This is a genomic window from Thermus brockianus, from assembly GCF_001880325.1.
In the GTDB taxonomy this organism is placed as follows: Bacteria; Deinococcota; Deinococci; order Deinococcales; family Thermaceae; genus Thermus; species Thermus brockianus.
The window spans coordinates 671913-686969 of sequence record NZ_CP016312.1; the positions used below are offsets into that span (position 1 = coordinate 671913).

The 15057-nt window shown below is 69.3% G+C and carries 13 protein-coding genes and 3 pseudogenes; 7 read left to right on the top strand and 9 right to left on the bottom strand.

Features of this window, described 5'->3' with window-relative positions:
• Window positions 1-39: 39 nt before the first annotated feature.
• The 3 genes from nikB to A0O31_RS03430 all read left to right on the top strand — a co-directional run bounded on the left by nikB (window position 40) and on the right by A0O31_RS03430 (window position 3099).
• Window positions 40-960 carry a nickel ABC transporter permease gene (nikB, locus tag A0O31_RS03420; RefSeq protein ID WP_018111466.1) on the top strand — a complete coding sequence of 307 codons (921 nt, stop codon included), beginning with the start codon at window positions 40-42 and terminating at the stop codon, window positions 958-960.
• Complete coding sequence (locus A0O31_RS03425) at window positions 953-1972, top strand: ABC transporter permease (RefSeq protein ID WP_018111465.1); 1020 nt, start codon at window positions 953-955, stop codon at window positions 1970-1972. Before nikB ends, A0O31_RS03425 begins: the two co-directional genes overlap by 8 nt.
• A 74-nt stretch (window positions 1973-2046) precedes the next feature.
• The gene (locus A0O31_RS03430; protein ID WP_018111464.1) at window positions 2047-3099 is read left to right on the top strand and encodes a protease complex subunit PrcB family protein; all 1053 of its coding nucleotides are present in this window, start codon (window positions 2047-2049) and stop codon (window positions 3097-3099) included.
• Here A0O31_RS03430 and A0O31_RS03435 read toward each other — a convergent pair.
• From A0O31_RS03435 to A0O31_RS03460, 6 genes and pseudogenes are all read right to left on the bottom strand, one after another.
• Window positions 3089-4239, bottom strand: a pseudogene (locus A0O31_RS03435) (bifunctional folylpolyglutamate synthase/dihydrofolate synthase). The gene A0O31_RS03430 and the pseudogene A0O31_RS03435 overlap by 11 nt on opposite strands.
• Window positions 4236-6041 carry an ABC transporter ATP-binding protein gene (locus A0O31_RS03440; protein ID WP_018111462.1) on the bottom strand — a complete coding sequence of 602 codons (1806 nt, stop codon included), beginning with the start codon at window positions 6039-6041 and terminating at the stop codon, window positions 4236-4238. The pseudogene A0O31_RS03435 and the gene A0O31_RS03440 overlap by 4 nt, the downstream one beginning before the upstream one ends.
• Window positions 6038-7779: pseudogene (locus tag A0O31_RS03445) on the bottom strand (ABC transporter ATP-binding protein). Before A0O31_RS03445 ends, A0O31_RS03440 begins: the two are co-directional and overlap by 4 nt.
• 48 nt (window positions 7780-7827) lie before the next feature.
• Window positions 7828-8658 (bottom strand): hypothetical protein, encoded by an 831-nt coding sequence (locus tag A0O31_RS03450; RefSeq protein ID WP_071676676.1) that lies wholly within the window; start codon window positions 8656-8658, stop codon window positions 7828-7830.
• A 5-nt stretch (window positions 8659-8663) separates the two neighbouring features.
• A pseudogene (locus tag A0O31_RS03455) lies at window positions 8664-9649 on the bottom strand (M20/M25/M40 family metallo-hydrolase).
• Window positions 9649-10302 carry a response regulator gene (locus tag A0O31_RS03460; protein WP_071676677.1) on the bottom strand — a complete coding sequence of 218 codons (654 nt, stop codon included), beginning with the start codon at window positions 10300-10302 and terminating at the stop codon, window positions 9649-9651. The pseudogene A0O31_RS03455 and the gene A0O31_RS03460 overlap by 1 nt, the downstream one beginning before the upstream one ends.
• A 39-nt stretch (window positions 10303-10341) precedes the next feature.
• Between A0O31_RS03460 and A0O31_RS03465 the strand changes: the two genes are divergently transcribed.
• Complete coding sequence (locus A0O31_RS03465; protein ID WP_071676678.1) at window positions 10342-11562, top strand: class I SAM-dependent RNA methyltransferase; 1221 nt, start codon at window positions 10342-10344, stop codon at window positions 11560-11562.
• Here the strand turns inward: A0O31_RS03465 and A0O31_RS03470 are convergent.
• Window positions 11554-12519: a LysM peptidoglycan-binding domain-containing M23 family metallopeptidase gene (locus A0O31_RS03470; protein WP_071676679.1), complete on the bottom strand. Its 966-nt coding sequence runs from the start codon at window positions 12517-12519 to the stop codon at window positions 11554-11556. The two genes, A0O31_RS03465 and A0O31_RS03470, sit on opposite strands and share 9 nt — an antisense overlap.
• A gap of 29 nt (window positions 12520-12548) precedes the next feature.
• Between A0O31_RS03470 and aroQ the strand changes: the two genes are divergently transcribed.
• Complete coding sequence (gene aroQ, locus A0O31_RS03475) at window positions 12549-12986, top strand: type II 3-dehydroquinate dehydratase (RefSeq protein ID WP_071676680.1); 438 nt, start codon at window positions 12549-12551, stop codon at window positions 12984-12986.
• Here the strand turns inward: aroQ and crcB are convergent.
• Window positions 12983-13354, bottom strand: coding sequence for a fluoride efflux transporter CrcB (gene crcB / locus A0O31_RS03480; RefSeq protein WP_071676681.1), 372 nt, complete (start codon window positions 13352-13354; stop codon window positions 12983-12985). The genes aroQ and crcB overlap by 4 nt on opposite strands.
• 20 nt (window positions 13355-13374) lie before the next feature.
• Between crcB and ribH the strand changes: the two genes are divergently transcribed.
• Window positions 13375-13848, top strand: a complete 474-nt coding sequence (gene ribH, locus A0O31_RS03485; protein WP_071676682.1) for a 6,7-dimethyl-8-ribityllumazine synthase — start codon at window positions 13375-13377, stop codon at window positions 13846-13848.
• Here ribH and A0O31_RS03490 read toward each other — a convergent pair.
• The gene (locus A0O31_RS03490; protein ID WP_071676683.1) at window positions 13835-14239 is read right to left on the bottom strand and encodes a DUF4395 domain-containing protein; all 405 of its coding nucleotides are present in this window, start codon (window positions 14237-14239) and stop codon (window positions 13835-13837) included. The genes ribH and A0O31_RS03490 overlap by 14 nt on opposite strands.
• 71 nt (window positions 14240-14310) lie before the next feature.
• Between A0O31_RS03490 and pgeF the strand changes: the two genes are divergently transcribed.
• Window positions 14311-15036, top strand: coding sequence for a peptidoglycan editing factor PgeF (pgeF, locus tag A0O31_RS03495; RefSeq protein WP_071676684.1), 726 nt, complete (start codon window positions 14311-14313; stop codon window positions 15034-15036).
• Window positions 15037-15057 lie beyond the last annotated feature (21 nt).

Here is a 15057-nt window from a genome sequence, read left to right on the forward strand (position 1 = left end):
GTGGGGGGGTACCCCCCACGGGGTAAGGTGCGGAGGAACATGTTCACCTACGCTCTTCGCCGCCTGCTGATCGCCGTGCCCACCCTGTTCGGGGTGGTGCTCCTGGTCTTCCTCATGGTGCGCCTGGCCCCGGGGGACCCGGCGGTGCTCCTGGCGGGGGAGTTCGCCACGCCGGAGACCCTCGAGGCCATCCGGGCCCGCTACGGCCTGGACAAGTCCCTCCCCGAGCAGTTTGCCATCTATCTGGGAGCCCTCCTACAGGGCGACCTGGGCGAGTCGGCCCGGAGCCGCCGCCCCGTGCTCCTGGAGCTAAGGACCTACTTCCCCAACACCGTGGAGCTGGCCAGCGCCGCCATCCTGGTGGCCCTCCTCTCGGGCATCCCCCTGGGCATCCTGGCCGCCCTGCGCCCGGGAAGCGGGCTGGACCTTTTCGTGATGGTCCTGGCCCTCCTGGGGGTCTCCATGCCCGTCTTCTGGTTTGGGCTTTTGGCCATCCTCATCTTCTCCGTGGAGCTGGGCTGGTTCCCCGTGGCCGGCAAGGGCACCCTGGCCCACCTGGTCCTGCCCGCCATCACCCTGGGGGTGAACGCCACCGCCCTCCTGGCCCGCATGACCCGGGGCACCCTCCTGGAGGTGCTCTCCCAGGACTACATCCGCACCGCCCGGGCCAAGGGCCTGGCGGAGCGGGTGGTCATCTTCAAGCATGCCCTCAGAAACGCCCTCATCCCCGTGGTCACGGTGGCGGGCCTGGAGTTCGGTAGCCTCCTGGCAGGGGCAGTCATCACCGAGACCATCTTCGCCTGGCCGGGCATCGGCCAGCTCCTGGTGGGCTCCATCCTGGCCAGGGACTACCCCGTGGTCCAAGGGGCCGTGCTCCTGGTGGCCGTCAGCTTCATCCTGGTCAACCTGCTGGTGGACCTCCTCTACGCCTGGATTGACCCGAGGGTGCGCTATGACTAGACCCCTGCGCCGCTTCCTGAGAAACCGCCTGGCCCAGGCGGGCCTGGTCCTGCTGGGGCTCTACCTCCTCGGGGGCGTGCTCGCCCCCCTCCTCGCCCCCTACTCCCCCTACACCCAGGACCTGCGGGCGGCCTACGTGCCCCCCCTGGCCGGGGTGAGCCTGCGGGGACCAGAGGGGCAGATAGGCCTCTTCGTGAGCCCGGTCTTCCGGCATCCCCTGGAGGGGGTCCAGGTCCGCTGGGAGGAGAAGTACCCCGTGCGGCTTTGGGTGCGGGGGGAGGAGTGGCGCTGGTTTGGCCTTACGGGCAACCTCCACCTCTTCGGGGTGGAGGGCCCGGTGCGCCTCTACCTCCTGGGCACGGACGAGCAGGGCCGGGACCTCTTCTCCCGCATCCTCTACGGCATCCCCGTCTCCCTCACCATCGGGCTGGTGGCCGTGGGCATCGGGCTTCTCCTGGGAGCCCCTCTGGGAGCCCTCTCCGCCTACTTCGGGGGGCGGATAGATCTCCTGGTCCAGCGCCTGGTGGACGTGATGCTGGCCTTTCCCGGCATCCTCTTGGCCATCGTCCTGGTGGCCATCCTGGGCACGGGGCTGGGGAATGCCATGATCGCCGTGGGCATCGCCGCCATCCCCATCTACGCCCGGCTGGTGCGGGGCGTGGTCCTCTCCCTGAAGGCCCTGGACTACGTGGAGGCCGCCCGTGCCCTGGGAGCAAGCCACGCCCGCATCCTCCTCCGCCACCTCCTCCCCAACGCCCTGGGGCCCATCCTGATCCAAACCAGCCTGCAGATGGCCATCGCCATCCTCTTCGCCGCCGGCCTGGGCTTCCTGGGCCTGGGGGCCAGACCCCCGGAGCCCGAGTGGGGGCTGATGCTGGCCCGGGGACGGGAGTACCTGGCGGTGGCCCCGCACGTGGCCACGTTCCCGGGGCTGGCCATCGTGGGCTTGGTCCTGGCCTTCAACCTCCTGGGCGACGCCCTGCGGGACGCCCTGGACCCCAGGAGCCGCTAGCCCGCCCTCCTACCCCCGGCCAAGGCTTAAAAAAGGCTCAACACCCCCATCCCCTAGAGGGGTATCATGGAACCATGAGAAAAGCCCTGTACGCCACCCTCCTCCTGGTGCCCCTCCTCTCCGCCTGCGAGGTGCTGGAAGGCTCGGGCTACCGGGTGGCCGAGGCCCAGCTCCTCTTCCCCGAGGCCACGGAGCGCTGGACCTACTTCTACGGGGAGCCCCGGGAGGTGAAGCTGGGGCCCAAGGTCCTGCGGCTGGAAAAGGGCACCGGGGAGAACCTCTGGGCCGTCCCCGGGGCCCTTTGGGTGGAGGGAAGCCCGGTCCTCAGGGAGGTGGGGCCCGCCCTGAGGCCGGCGGCCGAGGCGGTGAGGGGGTTCTCGGGGAACCTGGTGGAGGTGCGAACCCAGGCCAACCTGCGGGCCACCTGGCTCTATGACGGCGTGGGCTGGGTCCGCCTCACGGCCGCCATGCGGGAAGGGGAAAAGCGGGCCCTGGTGCAGCCCGCCAACTACCTGACCCCGGACCTCTACGCCTTTACCGGCCCCGAGACCCAGGTCCTCCTGCGGGAAATCCTGGCCCGGCGGGGCGGGCGGCAGGTGGTGGTCTTTGAGCTCAGCGAGCCCGTCCTCAGGCCCCTCACCCTAGACCCCACCCCCGACGGCTACCGGGTGGGCGCCCTCCTGGTCCAGTACGGGCTTAGAGTGGAGCTGGTGACCCCGCCCACGCCTCCCTACCAGATCCTGGACCGCGGCGCCAACGCCGCTTATCAGGAGACCGAGCCCCGGGCCTTCCTGGCCAACAACCCCACCCGCTTCGCCGAGGTCTGGAACCTGGCGGTGGGCAACCGCATCCCCCGTCCCCCTGCCCCCAGCGTGGACTTCCGCACCCGGAGCGTGGCCGCCTTCTTCTGGGGCCTGAAGCCCACGGGGGGGTACGCCATGGAGGTGGTGGGGGTCACCTACGGCGGGGAGGTGGCGCGGGTGATCCTGAACCTGCAAAGCCCCAGGCCAGGGGCCATCGTCACCCAGGCCCTCACCAGCCCCTACGTGATCCTGGAGCTGGAGCGGGTGCGGCGGGTGGTCTTCGCCGACCCCGCGGGCAAGGTGCTGGCGGAGGCTAGGGAGTAAGGCGGCCCCGCAGGGCCCCCACCAGGTACAAGGACCCCGTGGCCAAGATAGGAAGCCCATCCTTCCTGGCGGCCTCCACCGCGTCCAGGAGGGCTTCCCAGGGCTCCTCAAAGAAGGGCTTCCCCAGCTCGGGGCCCAAAGCGCCCTCCCCAGCCCGGGTGTAGCGGACGCTTCGGGCCTGGGGCAGGAGGTGGGCCAGCACCCCCGGACGTCCTTCCGGGGAAAGGCCCCAAAGACCAGGTGGTAGGCGGGGAGCTCCTGGGCTAAGGCCGCCGCCGCAGGGGGGTTGTGGGCCCCGTCCAGGTAGACCTCCACCCCTTCCAGCAAGAAGCGCTCCAAGCGCCCAGGGTGGCGGGCCTCCCTGAGCCCCCGGGCGATGACCTCTTCCGCAAAGCCCAGAAGGCGCAGGGCGGCCGCCGCCAGGCGGGCGTTTTCCTCCTGGAAGCGGCCCTTAAGCCCGGGAGGCACCGGGAGGGCAAAGAGGGAGTCTTCGGGGTCCAGGGGATAAAGGGGTGCCCCCCTGGCCTCGGCCACCTGCCGGGCCACCTCGAGGCCCACCCCCCTGGCCCCGGTGACCACCGGCACCCCGGGGCGAAAGGCCCCGGCCTTGTCCTGGGCCACCGCCTGGAGGCTTCCCCCCAGGGCCTCCAGGTGGTCCTCCCCCACGTTGGTGAGCACGGTGAGGGTCACGTGGGCCAGGGCGTTGGTGGCGTCCTTCTCCCCTCCCACCCCCGCCTCCACCGCGGCCAGGGCCACCCCTGCCTTCCGGAAGTGGTGGAAGGCCAAGGCGGTGGCCAGGTCAAAGAAGCCGGGGGGCTCGGGCCAGGCCTCCTCCCGGGCCCAGGCGGCGAAGGCCACCACCTCCTCCTCGGGGATGAGGCCCAGGTGGGTGCGGATGCGCTCGCGAAAGTCCTGGAGGTGGGGGCTGGTGTAGGCGCCAAAGGGGACGCCTGCCGCCCGGAAGGCCGCTTCCAGGTAGGCCACCACGCTCCCCTTGCCGTTGGTGCCCAGGACGTGCACCGCCCGGAAGGCCCCTTCGGGGTGGCCCAGGCGCTCCAGCAAGGCGCGCACCCGCCCCGTGCCCCGCTCCCCCTGGCGGCGCCGGGCGTAGAGCCATTCCAAGGCCTCCCGGTAGGTCATGGCTCCGCGTACTGCAGGCGGTAGAGGGTGGCGTAGTACCCTCCCCGCTCCAGGAGGGCCTCGTGCGTCCCCTCCTCCACCAGCCGCCCCTTGCGGAAGACCAGGATGCGGTCCACCCGGCGGATGGTGGAGAGCCGGTGGGCGATGATCAGGGAGGTGCGTCCCTCCATGGCCTTGTAGAGGGCCTCCTGCAGGCGCTTTTCCGTTTCGGAGTCCACGTTGGCCGTGGCCTCGTCCAGGATGAGGAGGATGTCGGGGCTGGCCAGCAGGGCCCGCACCAGGGCCAGGAGCTGCTTCTCCCCCGTGGAAAGCCCCGCCCCCCGCTCCCCCACCCGGGTGTGGTAGCCCTGGGGCAGGCGGAGGATGGCCTCGTGCACGCCCAGGAAGCGGGCCACCTCCACCACCCGCTCCTCGGGGATGCTCTCGTCAAAGAGGCGCAGGTTGTCCAGGATGGTGCCGGAGAAGAGGAAGGGGTCCTGGAGCACGATGCCCACGTGCCGCCTGAGCTCCTCCTGGCGGTAGTTGCGCACGTCCTCCCCGTCTATGCGCACCTCGCCCCGCTGGGGGTCGTAAAAGCGGGCGATAAGGCTCACCACGCTGGTCTTCCCCGCCCCCGTGGCCCCCACCAGGGCCACCTTCTCCCCGGGGGCGATGCGGAAGGAAACCCCCCGCAGGACCCAGTCCTTCTCCGTGGGCTCCACCCCCTTGGGGGTGTAGGCCAGCCACACGTCCTTGAAGACCACCTCCCCCCGGAAGCGTTGGACGGGCTTGGGGGAGGTGGGGTCCTTGAGCTCCTCCTCGGCGTCCAGCACGCCGAAGATGCGCTCGGCGCTGGCCATGGCCCCCTGGAAGAGGTTGAACTTGTCGGAGAGGTCCTGCAGGGGCTGGAAGAGCTGGCGGGTGTAGTCCACGAAGGCCACCAGAAGCCCCAAGGAGGCCACCCCCCGCACCACCTCTCCCCCGCCGTAGAAGAGGAGGCCCGCCACGGCCAGGTCCCCCAGAAAGCCCACCACGGGGAAGAAGAGGGCGAACCAGCGCACGATCTCCACCCAGGCGCGCAGGAGGTCCTGGGCCAGCCGGTCAAAGCGGGCCTCCCGGTCCTTCTCCCGGACGAAAAGCTGGATGGTCTCCACCCCGGAAAGGTTCTCCTGCAGGGCGGCGTTCACCCGGGCAAGCCTCAGGCGCATCTCCCGGTAGGCCAGGCGCATCCCGTTGCGCACCCAGGCGGTGACCCAAAGGAGCACGGGCACCACCAGGAGGACCACCAGGGTGAGCTTGGGGCTTAGGGCGAACATGAAGGCCAGGAGGCCAAAGAGGGTGAAGAGGTCGGCGATGACCCCCACCAGCCCCCCGGTGATGAACTGGTTGATGGCGTCCACATCGGAGGTGACCCGGGTCATGAGGCGGCCCACGGGGTTTTTGTCGTAGAAGCCCGGGTGGAGGCGCATGAGCTTGGCGAAGAGGGCACTCCTTAGGTCAAAGAGCACCCGCTGCCCCACCCACTGGATGAGGTAGGTCTGGCCGTAGGTGGCGGCAAAGTTGAGCCCCCGCACCAGCAAAAAGCCCAGGCTCACCCAGAGGAGGAGGGAAAAGCGTTCCTCCAGGGGCTTGGCCTCCTTGGGCACCAGGGCCCCGTCAATGGCCCACTTGAAGAAGAGGGGGGTGGCGGCCGCGGTCAGGGTGGTGAGGAGGAGGAAGAGGAGGGCCAGGCCCACCTGCAGGCGGTAGGGCTTCACGTACTGCAGGATGCGGGCGAAGAGCACCCGGTCAAAGGCCTTGCTGTAGGCGTCCTCGTGGGTCATCCCTCCACCTCGCTTTCCATGCGCTGGATGCGGTCCAGCTCGGCGTAGAGGCCGCCCGCCTCCAGGAGGCTCTCATGGGTGCCCTCCTCCACGATCCTCCCCCCTCCAGGACGATGATCCAGTCCGCATGGCGCAGGGTGGCGGTGCGGTGGGAGATGAGGAAGGTGGTCTGGCGGCCCAGCACCGTCTTCAGGCCCTGGAGAATCCTGGCCTCGGTCTCGGTGTCCACCGCGCTTAGGGCATCGTCCAGGATGAGGACCTTGGGGCGCTTGGCCAGGGCCCGGGCCAGGGCCACCCGCTGCCTTTGCCCCCCGGAAAGGGTCACCCCCCTTTCCCCCAGGACGGTCTCGTAGCCCTTGGGGAAGGCCAGGATTTCCTCGTGGACCCCGGCCAGCTGGGCGGCCCAGGCCACCCGCTCGGGGTCTTGGGCCTCGAGGCCAAAGGCCATGTTCTCCATCAGGGTCTCGCTGAAGAGGAAGGGCTCCTGGGGGGCCATCCCCACGGCCCGGCGCAGGACGGCCAGGGGAATCCGCTTCACCTCGTACCCCCCCACGTAGACCCGCCCCTCCGTGGGGTCCAGAAGCCGGGGCACCAGGGCGGCCAGGAGGCTCTTCCCCGCCCCGGTGCGCCCAGTGATGCCCAGGGTCATGCCCTCGGGCACGGTGAGGGTGATGTCCTTGAGGAGCCAGCGCCCCCCCAGCTGGAGGCCCACCCCCTCAAAGCGCACCTCCCCGGAAAGGTCCTCCAGGCGGAGGGGCAGGGGGTCTTCATCGCGGATGGCGGGCTCCTGGTCCAAAAGCTCCAAAAGGCGCCTCAGGCTGGTGAGGCCCCGCTGGTACATGGCCATCACCCAGCCCAGGCCCAGGATGGGCCAGGTGAGCTGGGCCAGGTAGGCGTTGAACTGCACCAGCTCCCCCACGGAAAGCTCCCCCCGCACCACCATCCCCCCGCCGGCCCAGAGGACGGTGAGGAAGGCAAAGCCCATGAGGAAGCCCAGAAGGGCCTGCATGGGGCCTTCCACCTTGACCAGGGCCAGGCTCTTGGCCATGTAGGCCCGGTTGAGGTCCTGGAAGCGGGTGAGCATCCGCCCCTCCAGGGCGTACCCCTTCACCACCCGGATGCCGCTGAAGGCCTCCTGGGCCAGGGTGCTGATGGCGTCAAAGGCCTCCTGGGCCTCGCGGTAGCGGCGGTCTATCAGCCGGAGGAGGTAGAACATGACCCCGGCGATGGCCGGGAGGATCAGGGTGAGGTAGAAGGCCAGGCGGGCATCCACGGCGTACATGGAGGCGAAGGCCAGGAGGACCAGGAAGGAAAGCCGGCTTCCCATCATGATGCCCGGCCCCACCATCTCCCGCACCGCGGAGAGGTCGGTGTTCAGGCGGTTCATCAGGTCCCCCACCCGGGTCTTCTGGTGGAAGGAGCGGTCCAGGCGGAGGAGGTGGTGGAAGAGGTCCCTGCGCAGGTCATACTCCACCTGCCGGCTGGCCACCACCGCCAGGCGGCGCATGAAGTAGGAGAGGAGGGCACTTACCCCAGCGGAGAGGAGGAGGAACAGGGCATAGCGCCCATAGGGACCCCCGTGCCCGATGGCGTCCACCGCCAGGCGCAGAAAGTAGGGACCGAGGACGAAGAAGAAGATGGAAAGAAGCCCAAGCCCTACCCCCAAGGCGTAGCGGAAGCGGTAGGGGTACAGGTAGGGCAAAAGGCGGCGCAAGGGGGGAACTGACCGACCGGTCATGCCCTTGAGTCTACCGCAAAACCCCCTCCCCTTTGGGGGGTGGAGCCCCTATAGGGCCGCCATCTCCGCCCTGAGGGCCTTTAGGCTTTCCGTCCAGTCCTCCCCCAGGGTGAGGAGGCGGTGGGGCTTGGTCAGCCGCCGGGCCGCCCGCCGCAGGAGGCCCGGGATGGGGGGACAGGCGTAGGAAACCACCAGGAGGAGGCCTTTCACCCGGCCCAGGCGGTGGAGGTAGTGGACCATGCCCACAAGCTCCTTGTCCGTGGGTAGATCCATGGGGAGGAGCTTATCCCCCTCTTCCCGAAGCTTTTCCGGGGGCAGGTCGGGGAAGAAGGGAAGGAGGTCCACCTTGCGCAGGGCCTCCTCCACCGTCTCCCGGAAGGCCTCGTCCTCCAGGAGGTAGGGCTGGGCCACCACCCCCACGCTCCCCGGGGGAGACTTGAAGGGAGGAGGGGGCTTAAGGAGGCTTTTGACCCGGTCCAGGGCCCGGCCCACCAGCATGGGGTTTTGCGTGAGGATCTGCCCCACCTCCCCGGCCCGCCCCAAGACCCTATCCGAAAGCTCCGCCGGCACCTTGAGCACCGGGGGAAGCCCGGGGAAGTAGCGGAGGAGGGCGGCCTCCAGGTCCAAAAGCCAAGGGCACTGCCCCCCGCCCTTCTCCGACTCCACCCCAGCCTGGAGGTCGGGGAGGAGGAGGTAGTCCACCTTGCCCTTCAGGGCCTCCACCTGGGCGAGAAGCCCCTGGACCGGGAGGCAGTAGGGCTGGCGGAGGTCGGGGGCCGCCTCGGCCCGCACCACCTCCACGCCCAACGCCTCCAAGTACGCCTCCCAGAAGCCCAGGTACCGCCGGGAGAGGAAGCCTTTGAGGACGCCCACGCGCATACGCCCTATCCTACGCCAAGGCGCTCAAGAAAGGCGAGAAGCACCGTGCGGCCCTCCCAGAGGCTTTGGGGGAGGACCCACTCTTCCTGCGTGTGCGCCCCTCCTCCCCGGTAAACGCCCAGGGCCAGGGCGGGGATACCCCGTTCAATGGCGGCGCTGGCATCGGTGGAGCCAGGCTGGAAAAGGGGCTTTTCCCCAACGGCGGCCAAGGCCGCCTCCGCCGCCTGGAGAAGCCCAGAAGTGGCCGTGGTTCCCGCAGGCCTACGGCCGAGCTCCTCCCAAGAAAGCGCCACCCGGTGGCGCCTGGCCACGTCCGCCACCAGGTCCAAGGCCTTTTCCACCCGGTCTTCCAGGAGAAGGGGGTCGGGGGAGCGCACCTCCAAAAGAGCCTCGGCTTCCTCGGGGATGGCGTTCACCGCCTCGCCCCCTTTAAGGCCGCTTACGTTCAGGCTGGCCTCGAGGCCCGCCACCAAAGGGGGAAGCCCCGCCAAGGCCTCCGCCAGGGCGAAGACCGGGTTAGGGTTTCCCCGGTCCCCCCAGGCGTGGCCCCCGGGGCCGCGCAGCCGAAGCCGCAGGCGCACCGAGCCCAGGGCGCGGTCCACCACCCCGGGCAAATAGCCGTCCACCGCCACCACCACCTGGGGCCTCAAGGCCTCCACCAGGGCACGGGCCCCCTTGAGGTTCCCAAGCCCCTCCTCCCCCACGGTGAAGCCCCGCACCACCCCGGGCAAGGGGGTAGGGAGAGGAGGACGGCCACGCCCGCCGAGTTGTCCCCCACCCCAGGGCCATAAAGCCGCTCCCCCACCCGTTTGGGGGAAACCGGGGTCAAAACGGTGTCCAGGTGGGCGAGAAGGAGGACCCTCCCCTCCCCCGCCCACACGTTCCCCACCCCGTCCCGCTGCGCCCCGGGGAGGTGGCGGGCCACATAGGCCCCCCGCGCCTCCTCCCCCACCAAGGGGGCAAGCTCCAAGAGGTGGCGCACCGGGTCCACTACTCTTCGGGCTCGGGCTGGGCGAGCCCCTCGCGGATGGCGTAAAGGGCCGCCTGGGTGCGGTTGTTCAGGTGGAGCTTCTGGAAGATCTCGGAAAGGCGGTTGCGCACCGTTTTCTCGGAAAGGCCGAGCTCGGCGGCGATCTCCAGGTTGGTGTAGCCCTGGGCCACCAGCTTGAGGATCTGCACCTCCCGCTCGGAAAGCTCGGCGTGCAAGGGGGCCTGGGCCTCCTTTTTGGCCCGGAAGTCCTGGATGATACGCCCGGCAAGCTCCGCATCCAAAAGCACCTCGCCGGCGTGCACCCGGCGGATGGCCTCAATGAGCTCCTGCGCGTCCGTGTCCTTTAGCAGGTAGCCCCGGGCCCCCGCCTTCACCGCCTCAAACACGTAGGCGTCCTGGCGGTACATGGTGAGGATGATGACCTTGGCCTCGGGCCACTCCTTGAGGATGGCCTGGGTGGCCTGGACCCCATCCAGGCCCGGCATCTGGATGTCCATGAGGATCACGTCCGGCTTGGCCTCGAGGGCATGCCGCATGGCCTCCCAGCCATCCTTGGCCTCCCCCACCACCCGGAAGTCCCCCTCCGCCTCCAAGAGGCTCTTGAGCCCTTGGCGGAAGAGGGCGTGGTCGTCCGCTAGCAGTACCCGGATCACCCCTTCATCTTATCCCGGGCCTTCTGCTAGGGTAAGGGGATGCAGGCACGGATAGAAAAGCTCGTCCCGGGAGGGTACGGCCTCGCCCGCACGGAGGAAGGGGCCATCCTGGTCAAGGGGGCCCTGCCGGGGGAGGTGGTGCGGGGGGTACCCGTGCGGCGAAAGGGAACCCTCTTTCTGGAAGAGGTGGAAATCCTAGAGCCCCACCCCCAGCGTTACCCCCATCCCCTTCCCCCCTCCGCCGACCTCCCCCTGGCCTACGAGGCCCAGCTCCCCCTCAAGGAGGCCCTGGTAGGGGACGCCTTGGCGCGCATCGCCAAGCTGGAAGCCTCCCTCCTGCCCATCCGCCCTTCGCCCAGGCCCTTGGGCTACCGCACCGCCGCCCAGTACGCCCGCTACCCCTTGGGGGGCCTCGCCTACCGCCTTCCCGAAAGCCACGCCCTCTACCCCTTGGAGGAGGACCCCCTCCTGGCCGAGCCCTTGGCCTCCGCCTTCGCCCTCTTAAAGACCTGGCCCCTTCCCGTGGAGGAGGTGGCCCTTAGGGGTAGCCTCTTGGAGGGGAGGGTGCTCCTAGGCCTCATCGGGGGGAGCCTCGAGGCCCTAAAGCGCCCCGCCAAGGCCCTGGTGAAGGAGGGCTTCGCCGGGGTGGTCTGGGCAGAACCTTCCGCCAAGGGGCGCTTTCGCGGCCGGGTCACGCCCCTCCACGGGGAGAGAACCCTTCTAGAGCGCTTTGGCCCCCTCACCGCCACGGTGAGCGTGGAAAGCTTCAGCCAGGTGAACCCCTTGGCGGCCGGGGAACTCTTCGCCGAAGCCGCCGGGCTCGCCTCAGGGGGGGAAAGGGCCTTGGAGCTCTACGCCGGAAGCGGCCTCCTCTCCCTCCTCCTCGCCCCCCGCTACCGGGAGGTGGTGGCGGTGGAGGTGAGCAAAGAAGCGGTGCGCCGGGGCGAGGCGGACCGGAGGCGGCTTGGGGTGGAAAACCTCCGCTTCCACCGGGGGGATGTCCGGGAAGCCCTTCGGTTTGGGCGGTTTGACCTGGTGGCGGTGGACCCACCCCGGGCCGGGCTCGCCCCGGAGGTGCGGGCCTACCTCCTGGAAAGCCGGCCCCAAGAGATCCTCTACATCGCCTGCGACCCCGCCACCTGGGCCCGGGACGTGGGGGAGTTGGTGCGGGGGGGATACCGCCTGGCCTTCGTGCGGCCCTACGATTTCTTCCCCTTCACCCACCACGTGGAGGTCCTCTCCCTCCTCCGGCTAGGGTAGGGGAAGCCCCCGGAAAAAGGGGGCCGGGTCCACGGGCACCCCTTGGAGGCGCACCTCCAGGTGCAGGTGAGGCCCGGTGGAAAGCCCCGTGCTCCCGAGGAGCCCCAAAACCTCCCCCGCCCGCACCCTTGCCCCTTCCCGCACCCTTCGTTCCGACAAGTGCCAATACCCGGTGCAAAGCCCCATCCCGTGGGCCAGGACCACGGCCTCGCCCCGCACCCGAAGCCTCTGGGAGAGCACCACCACCCCCTCCGCCACCGCCCGCACCGGGGTGCCCAAAGGAGCGGCGAGGTCCAGGCCCTCGTGGTAGGAAGCGAAGCGGTTCCCGTAACGCCGCCGGGTGCCGAAGGGGCTCGTGACCCTGGCCCCTTCCACGGGGGCAAGAAACGCCTTGGCAAGAAGGGGCCCTTCCTTGGGGCAGGCGGCCACCACCCGCTTTCGCTCCGCCTTCGCCTCCGGGTCCTGGAGGAGGGCCTCGAGGCTTGGGCTCAAGGCCAGGGCCTCCTGGCCATACTGCCCCGGGGCGACCAGCAGGGTTAGGGAAACCGCTTCCCCCTCCAGGAGGAGGCGTAGCGGGTACTCCCCTGGGGCCACCAAAGCCCCCACCGCCAGGAGCCCCCAAAGCCCCCGGGAGCCGGGCACCAAGGGATAGCGTACCCCGAGGAACTCCGCCTCGCCCGAGGTGTAGCCCTCCACCCGAAGGCCGAAGGCCCGCCCCTGCACCGGGGGCCAGAAAAGGACCTTGCCCCGGGGAAGGGCCCTTTCCTCCGGCCCCACCCACAGGACCTGCCCCACCCGGAGGCGGTTGGGGTCGGCGAGGCCATTGAGGCGGGCCAGGGCTTCCACCGTGGTGCCGTAGCGCTTGGCGATGCCATAGAGCGTCTCCCCCGGGGCCACGGTGTGGGTCTTGGCCCAGGCGGCGAGAAGGAGGAAGGCGAGGGAAAAAAGGCGGGGCATGGCCTTATGCTAGGGGGAAAGGAGCCCCTATGGTGCTGATCCTAAACGGCCCCAACCTGAACCTATTGGGAACGCGGGAGCCTGAGGTCTACGGCCGCACCACCCTGGAGGAGCTGGAGGCCCTTTGTGAGGCCTGGGGCGCGGAGCTTGGCCTCGGGGTGGCCTTCCGCCAGAGCAACTACGAGGGGCAGCTCATTGAGTGGGTACAGCAAGCCCACCGGGAAGGGTTTTTGGCCATCGTCCTCAACCCCGGGGCCCTCACCCACTACTCCTACGCCCTCCTGGACGCCATCCGGGCCCAGCCCCTCCCCGTGGTGGAGGTCCACCTGACGAACCTCCACGCCCGGGAGGCTTTTCGCCAGCACTCCGTGACCGCCGGGGCCTGCCGGGGGATCATCTCCGGCTTTGGCCCCCTCTCCTACAAGCTCGCCCTCACCTACCTGGCGGAGGTTCTGGAGGTGGGCTAGCGAAGCCCCGCTAGGCGGTAGCCCAAGTACACCAGCAAAAGCCCTAGGAAAAGGCTTAGGCCCACGTAGGCCAAGGCCCGGGCCACCTCCCCGTCCTGCAGGAGGGTTAAGGTCTCGTAGCTGAAGGTGGAGAAGGTGGTGAACCCCCCGAGGACCCCCACCGCCAGGAAAAGCCGCGCCTCAGGGGAAAGGGCCCCCTCTAGGGAAAGCCGAAGCACCGCCCCGATGAGGAAGCTCCCCAGGGCGTTCACGAAAAGGGTGCTGTAGGGAAAACCCGGGCCCAAGAGCCCTTGGACGTAGGCCCCAAGCCCGTAGCGCAAGGCCGAGCCCAAGGCCCCGCCCAAGGCCACCAGGAGGTAGCGCTCCACGCAAAAAGTATATTGGGGCCATGAGGCCCAAGACCTTCTCCCCCATCCTCACCGCCAAGGGGGTGCGGCTCGCCGTCGCCGTGGGCCGCTTCAACGAGCGGGTGACCAAGCTCCTCTTGGAGGGGGCCCTCGAGGCCTACGCCCGGCTCGGGGGCGATCCGGCCGAGGTCCTGGTGGCCTGGGTGCCCGGCTCCTTTGAGCTTCCCCTGGTGGCTAAGCGCCTGGCCCAGCGCCCCGATGTGGACGCCGTGGTGGCCTTAGGGGCCGTGGTGCGGGGGGAGACCCCCCACTTTGAGTACGTGGCGGCCCAGGCGGCAAGCGGCCTCATGCAGGCCATGCTCCAGACGGAAAAGCCCATCGTTTTCGGCGTCCTCACCACCAACACCCCCGAGGAGGCCCAAGAGCGCGCCGGGGGTAAGGCCGGGAACAAGGGCGCCGAGGCGGTCTTCACCGCCATTGAAATGGTGCGCCTCCTAGAGGTTATTTCCCGGTGAAAAGGGCCCGGGCGTAGCGGAGGTGAAGGTAAAGGAAGCAGCCCAGGCAAAAGCCAAAGGCCAGGTTGATGAAGGCCAAGAGGGCCACCAAAAGGGCCAAGGCGTAGCCCACCCCCTCTAGCCCCAAGAGGAGAAAAAGGGAGGCCAAGCCCAGGAAGACCGCCCCCAGGGTGCGGGCGAACCGGTGGGGCCTGGGGTCCTCCTCCGCCAGCCTTGGGGGCACCCGCAGGAGGCGCTTTAGGGCCACCATCAGGTCGTAGGGGGTGTGCTGGCTCGCCATGAGGAGGAAAAGAGCGTACACGAGCCAGGGGAGGTCCATCAGGGCCGCCAGGGGCAGAAGGAGGACCAAGAGGGCCTGGTTGAAACGGAGCTGGTTCTGGTCCGTCTTCATAGGGGCTACTATACACCTTAGCCCGTGAAGCTTAGGGGTAAAGGGCACATTCCCCATGGCAGAATGGTCCCGTGGTTCCCCTCCTCACCACCCCCTTGCCCACACCCCACGGCTTCACCACCCGGCTCGGCGGGGTTTCGGAAGGCCCCTTCCATAGCCTCAACCTCTCCCCCGCCACCGGGGACGACCCGGAGAAGGTGGCGGAGAACCAGCGCCGGGTCCTCAGCGCCTTCGGCCACCCCCCGGTGGCGGCGCTTAAGCAGGTGCACGGCACCGCCCTCCACCTCGTGGAGGGCCCTGGGGTTTGGGAAGGGGATGGCCTCCTCACCACCGCCCCGGGCCTCCTCCTCCGGGTAGGGGTGGCGGACTGCTACCCCCTCCTCCTCTACCACCCCCAAGGGGCGGTGGCCGCCCTGCACGCCGGCTGGCGGGGCGTGGTGGGGGGGATTTTGCCCAAGGCCCTCGCCCTCCTGGAAGCCCTGGGGCTGGACCCCAAGGAGGCCCACCTGGCCATAGGCCCCGGCATCGGGGGGTGCTGCTACCAGGTGGGGGAGGAGGTGGCGGAGGCCTTCCAAGGGGCCGGCCTTCCCACCTTCCGCAAGGACGAAAGCGCCCCCGGCAAGTACCTTTTGGACCTGGAAAGGGCCATCCTCCTCCAGGCGGAAAGGGCGGGGATTTCCCCAAAACGCACCTACCGGGTGGGGCTTTGCACCGCCTGTTCACAGGCCCTCTTCTCCCACCGCCGCGACCGGGGGAGGACGGGAAGGATGTGGGGGCTTGTGATGCTTCCCCATTAAGGCGATGTTCACTTAGGGCGT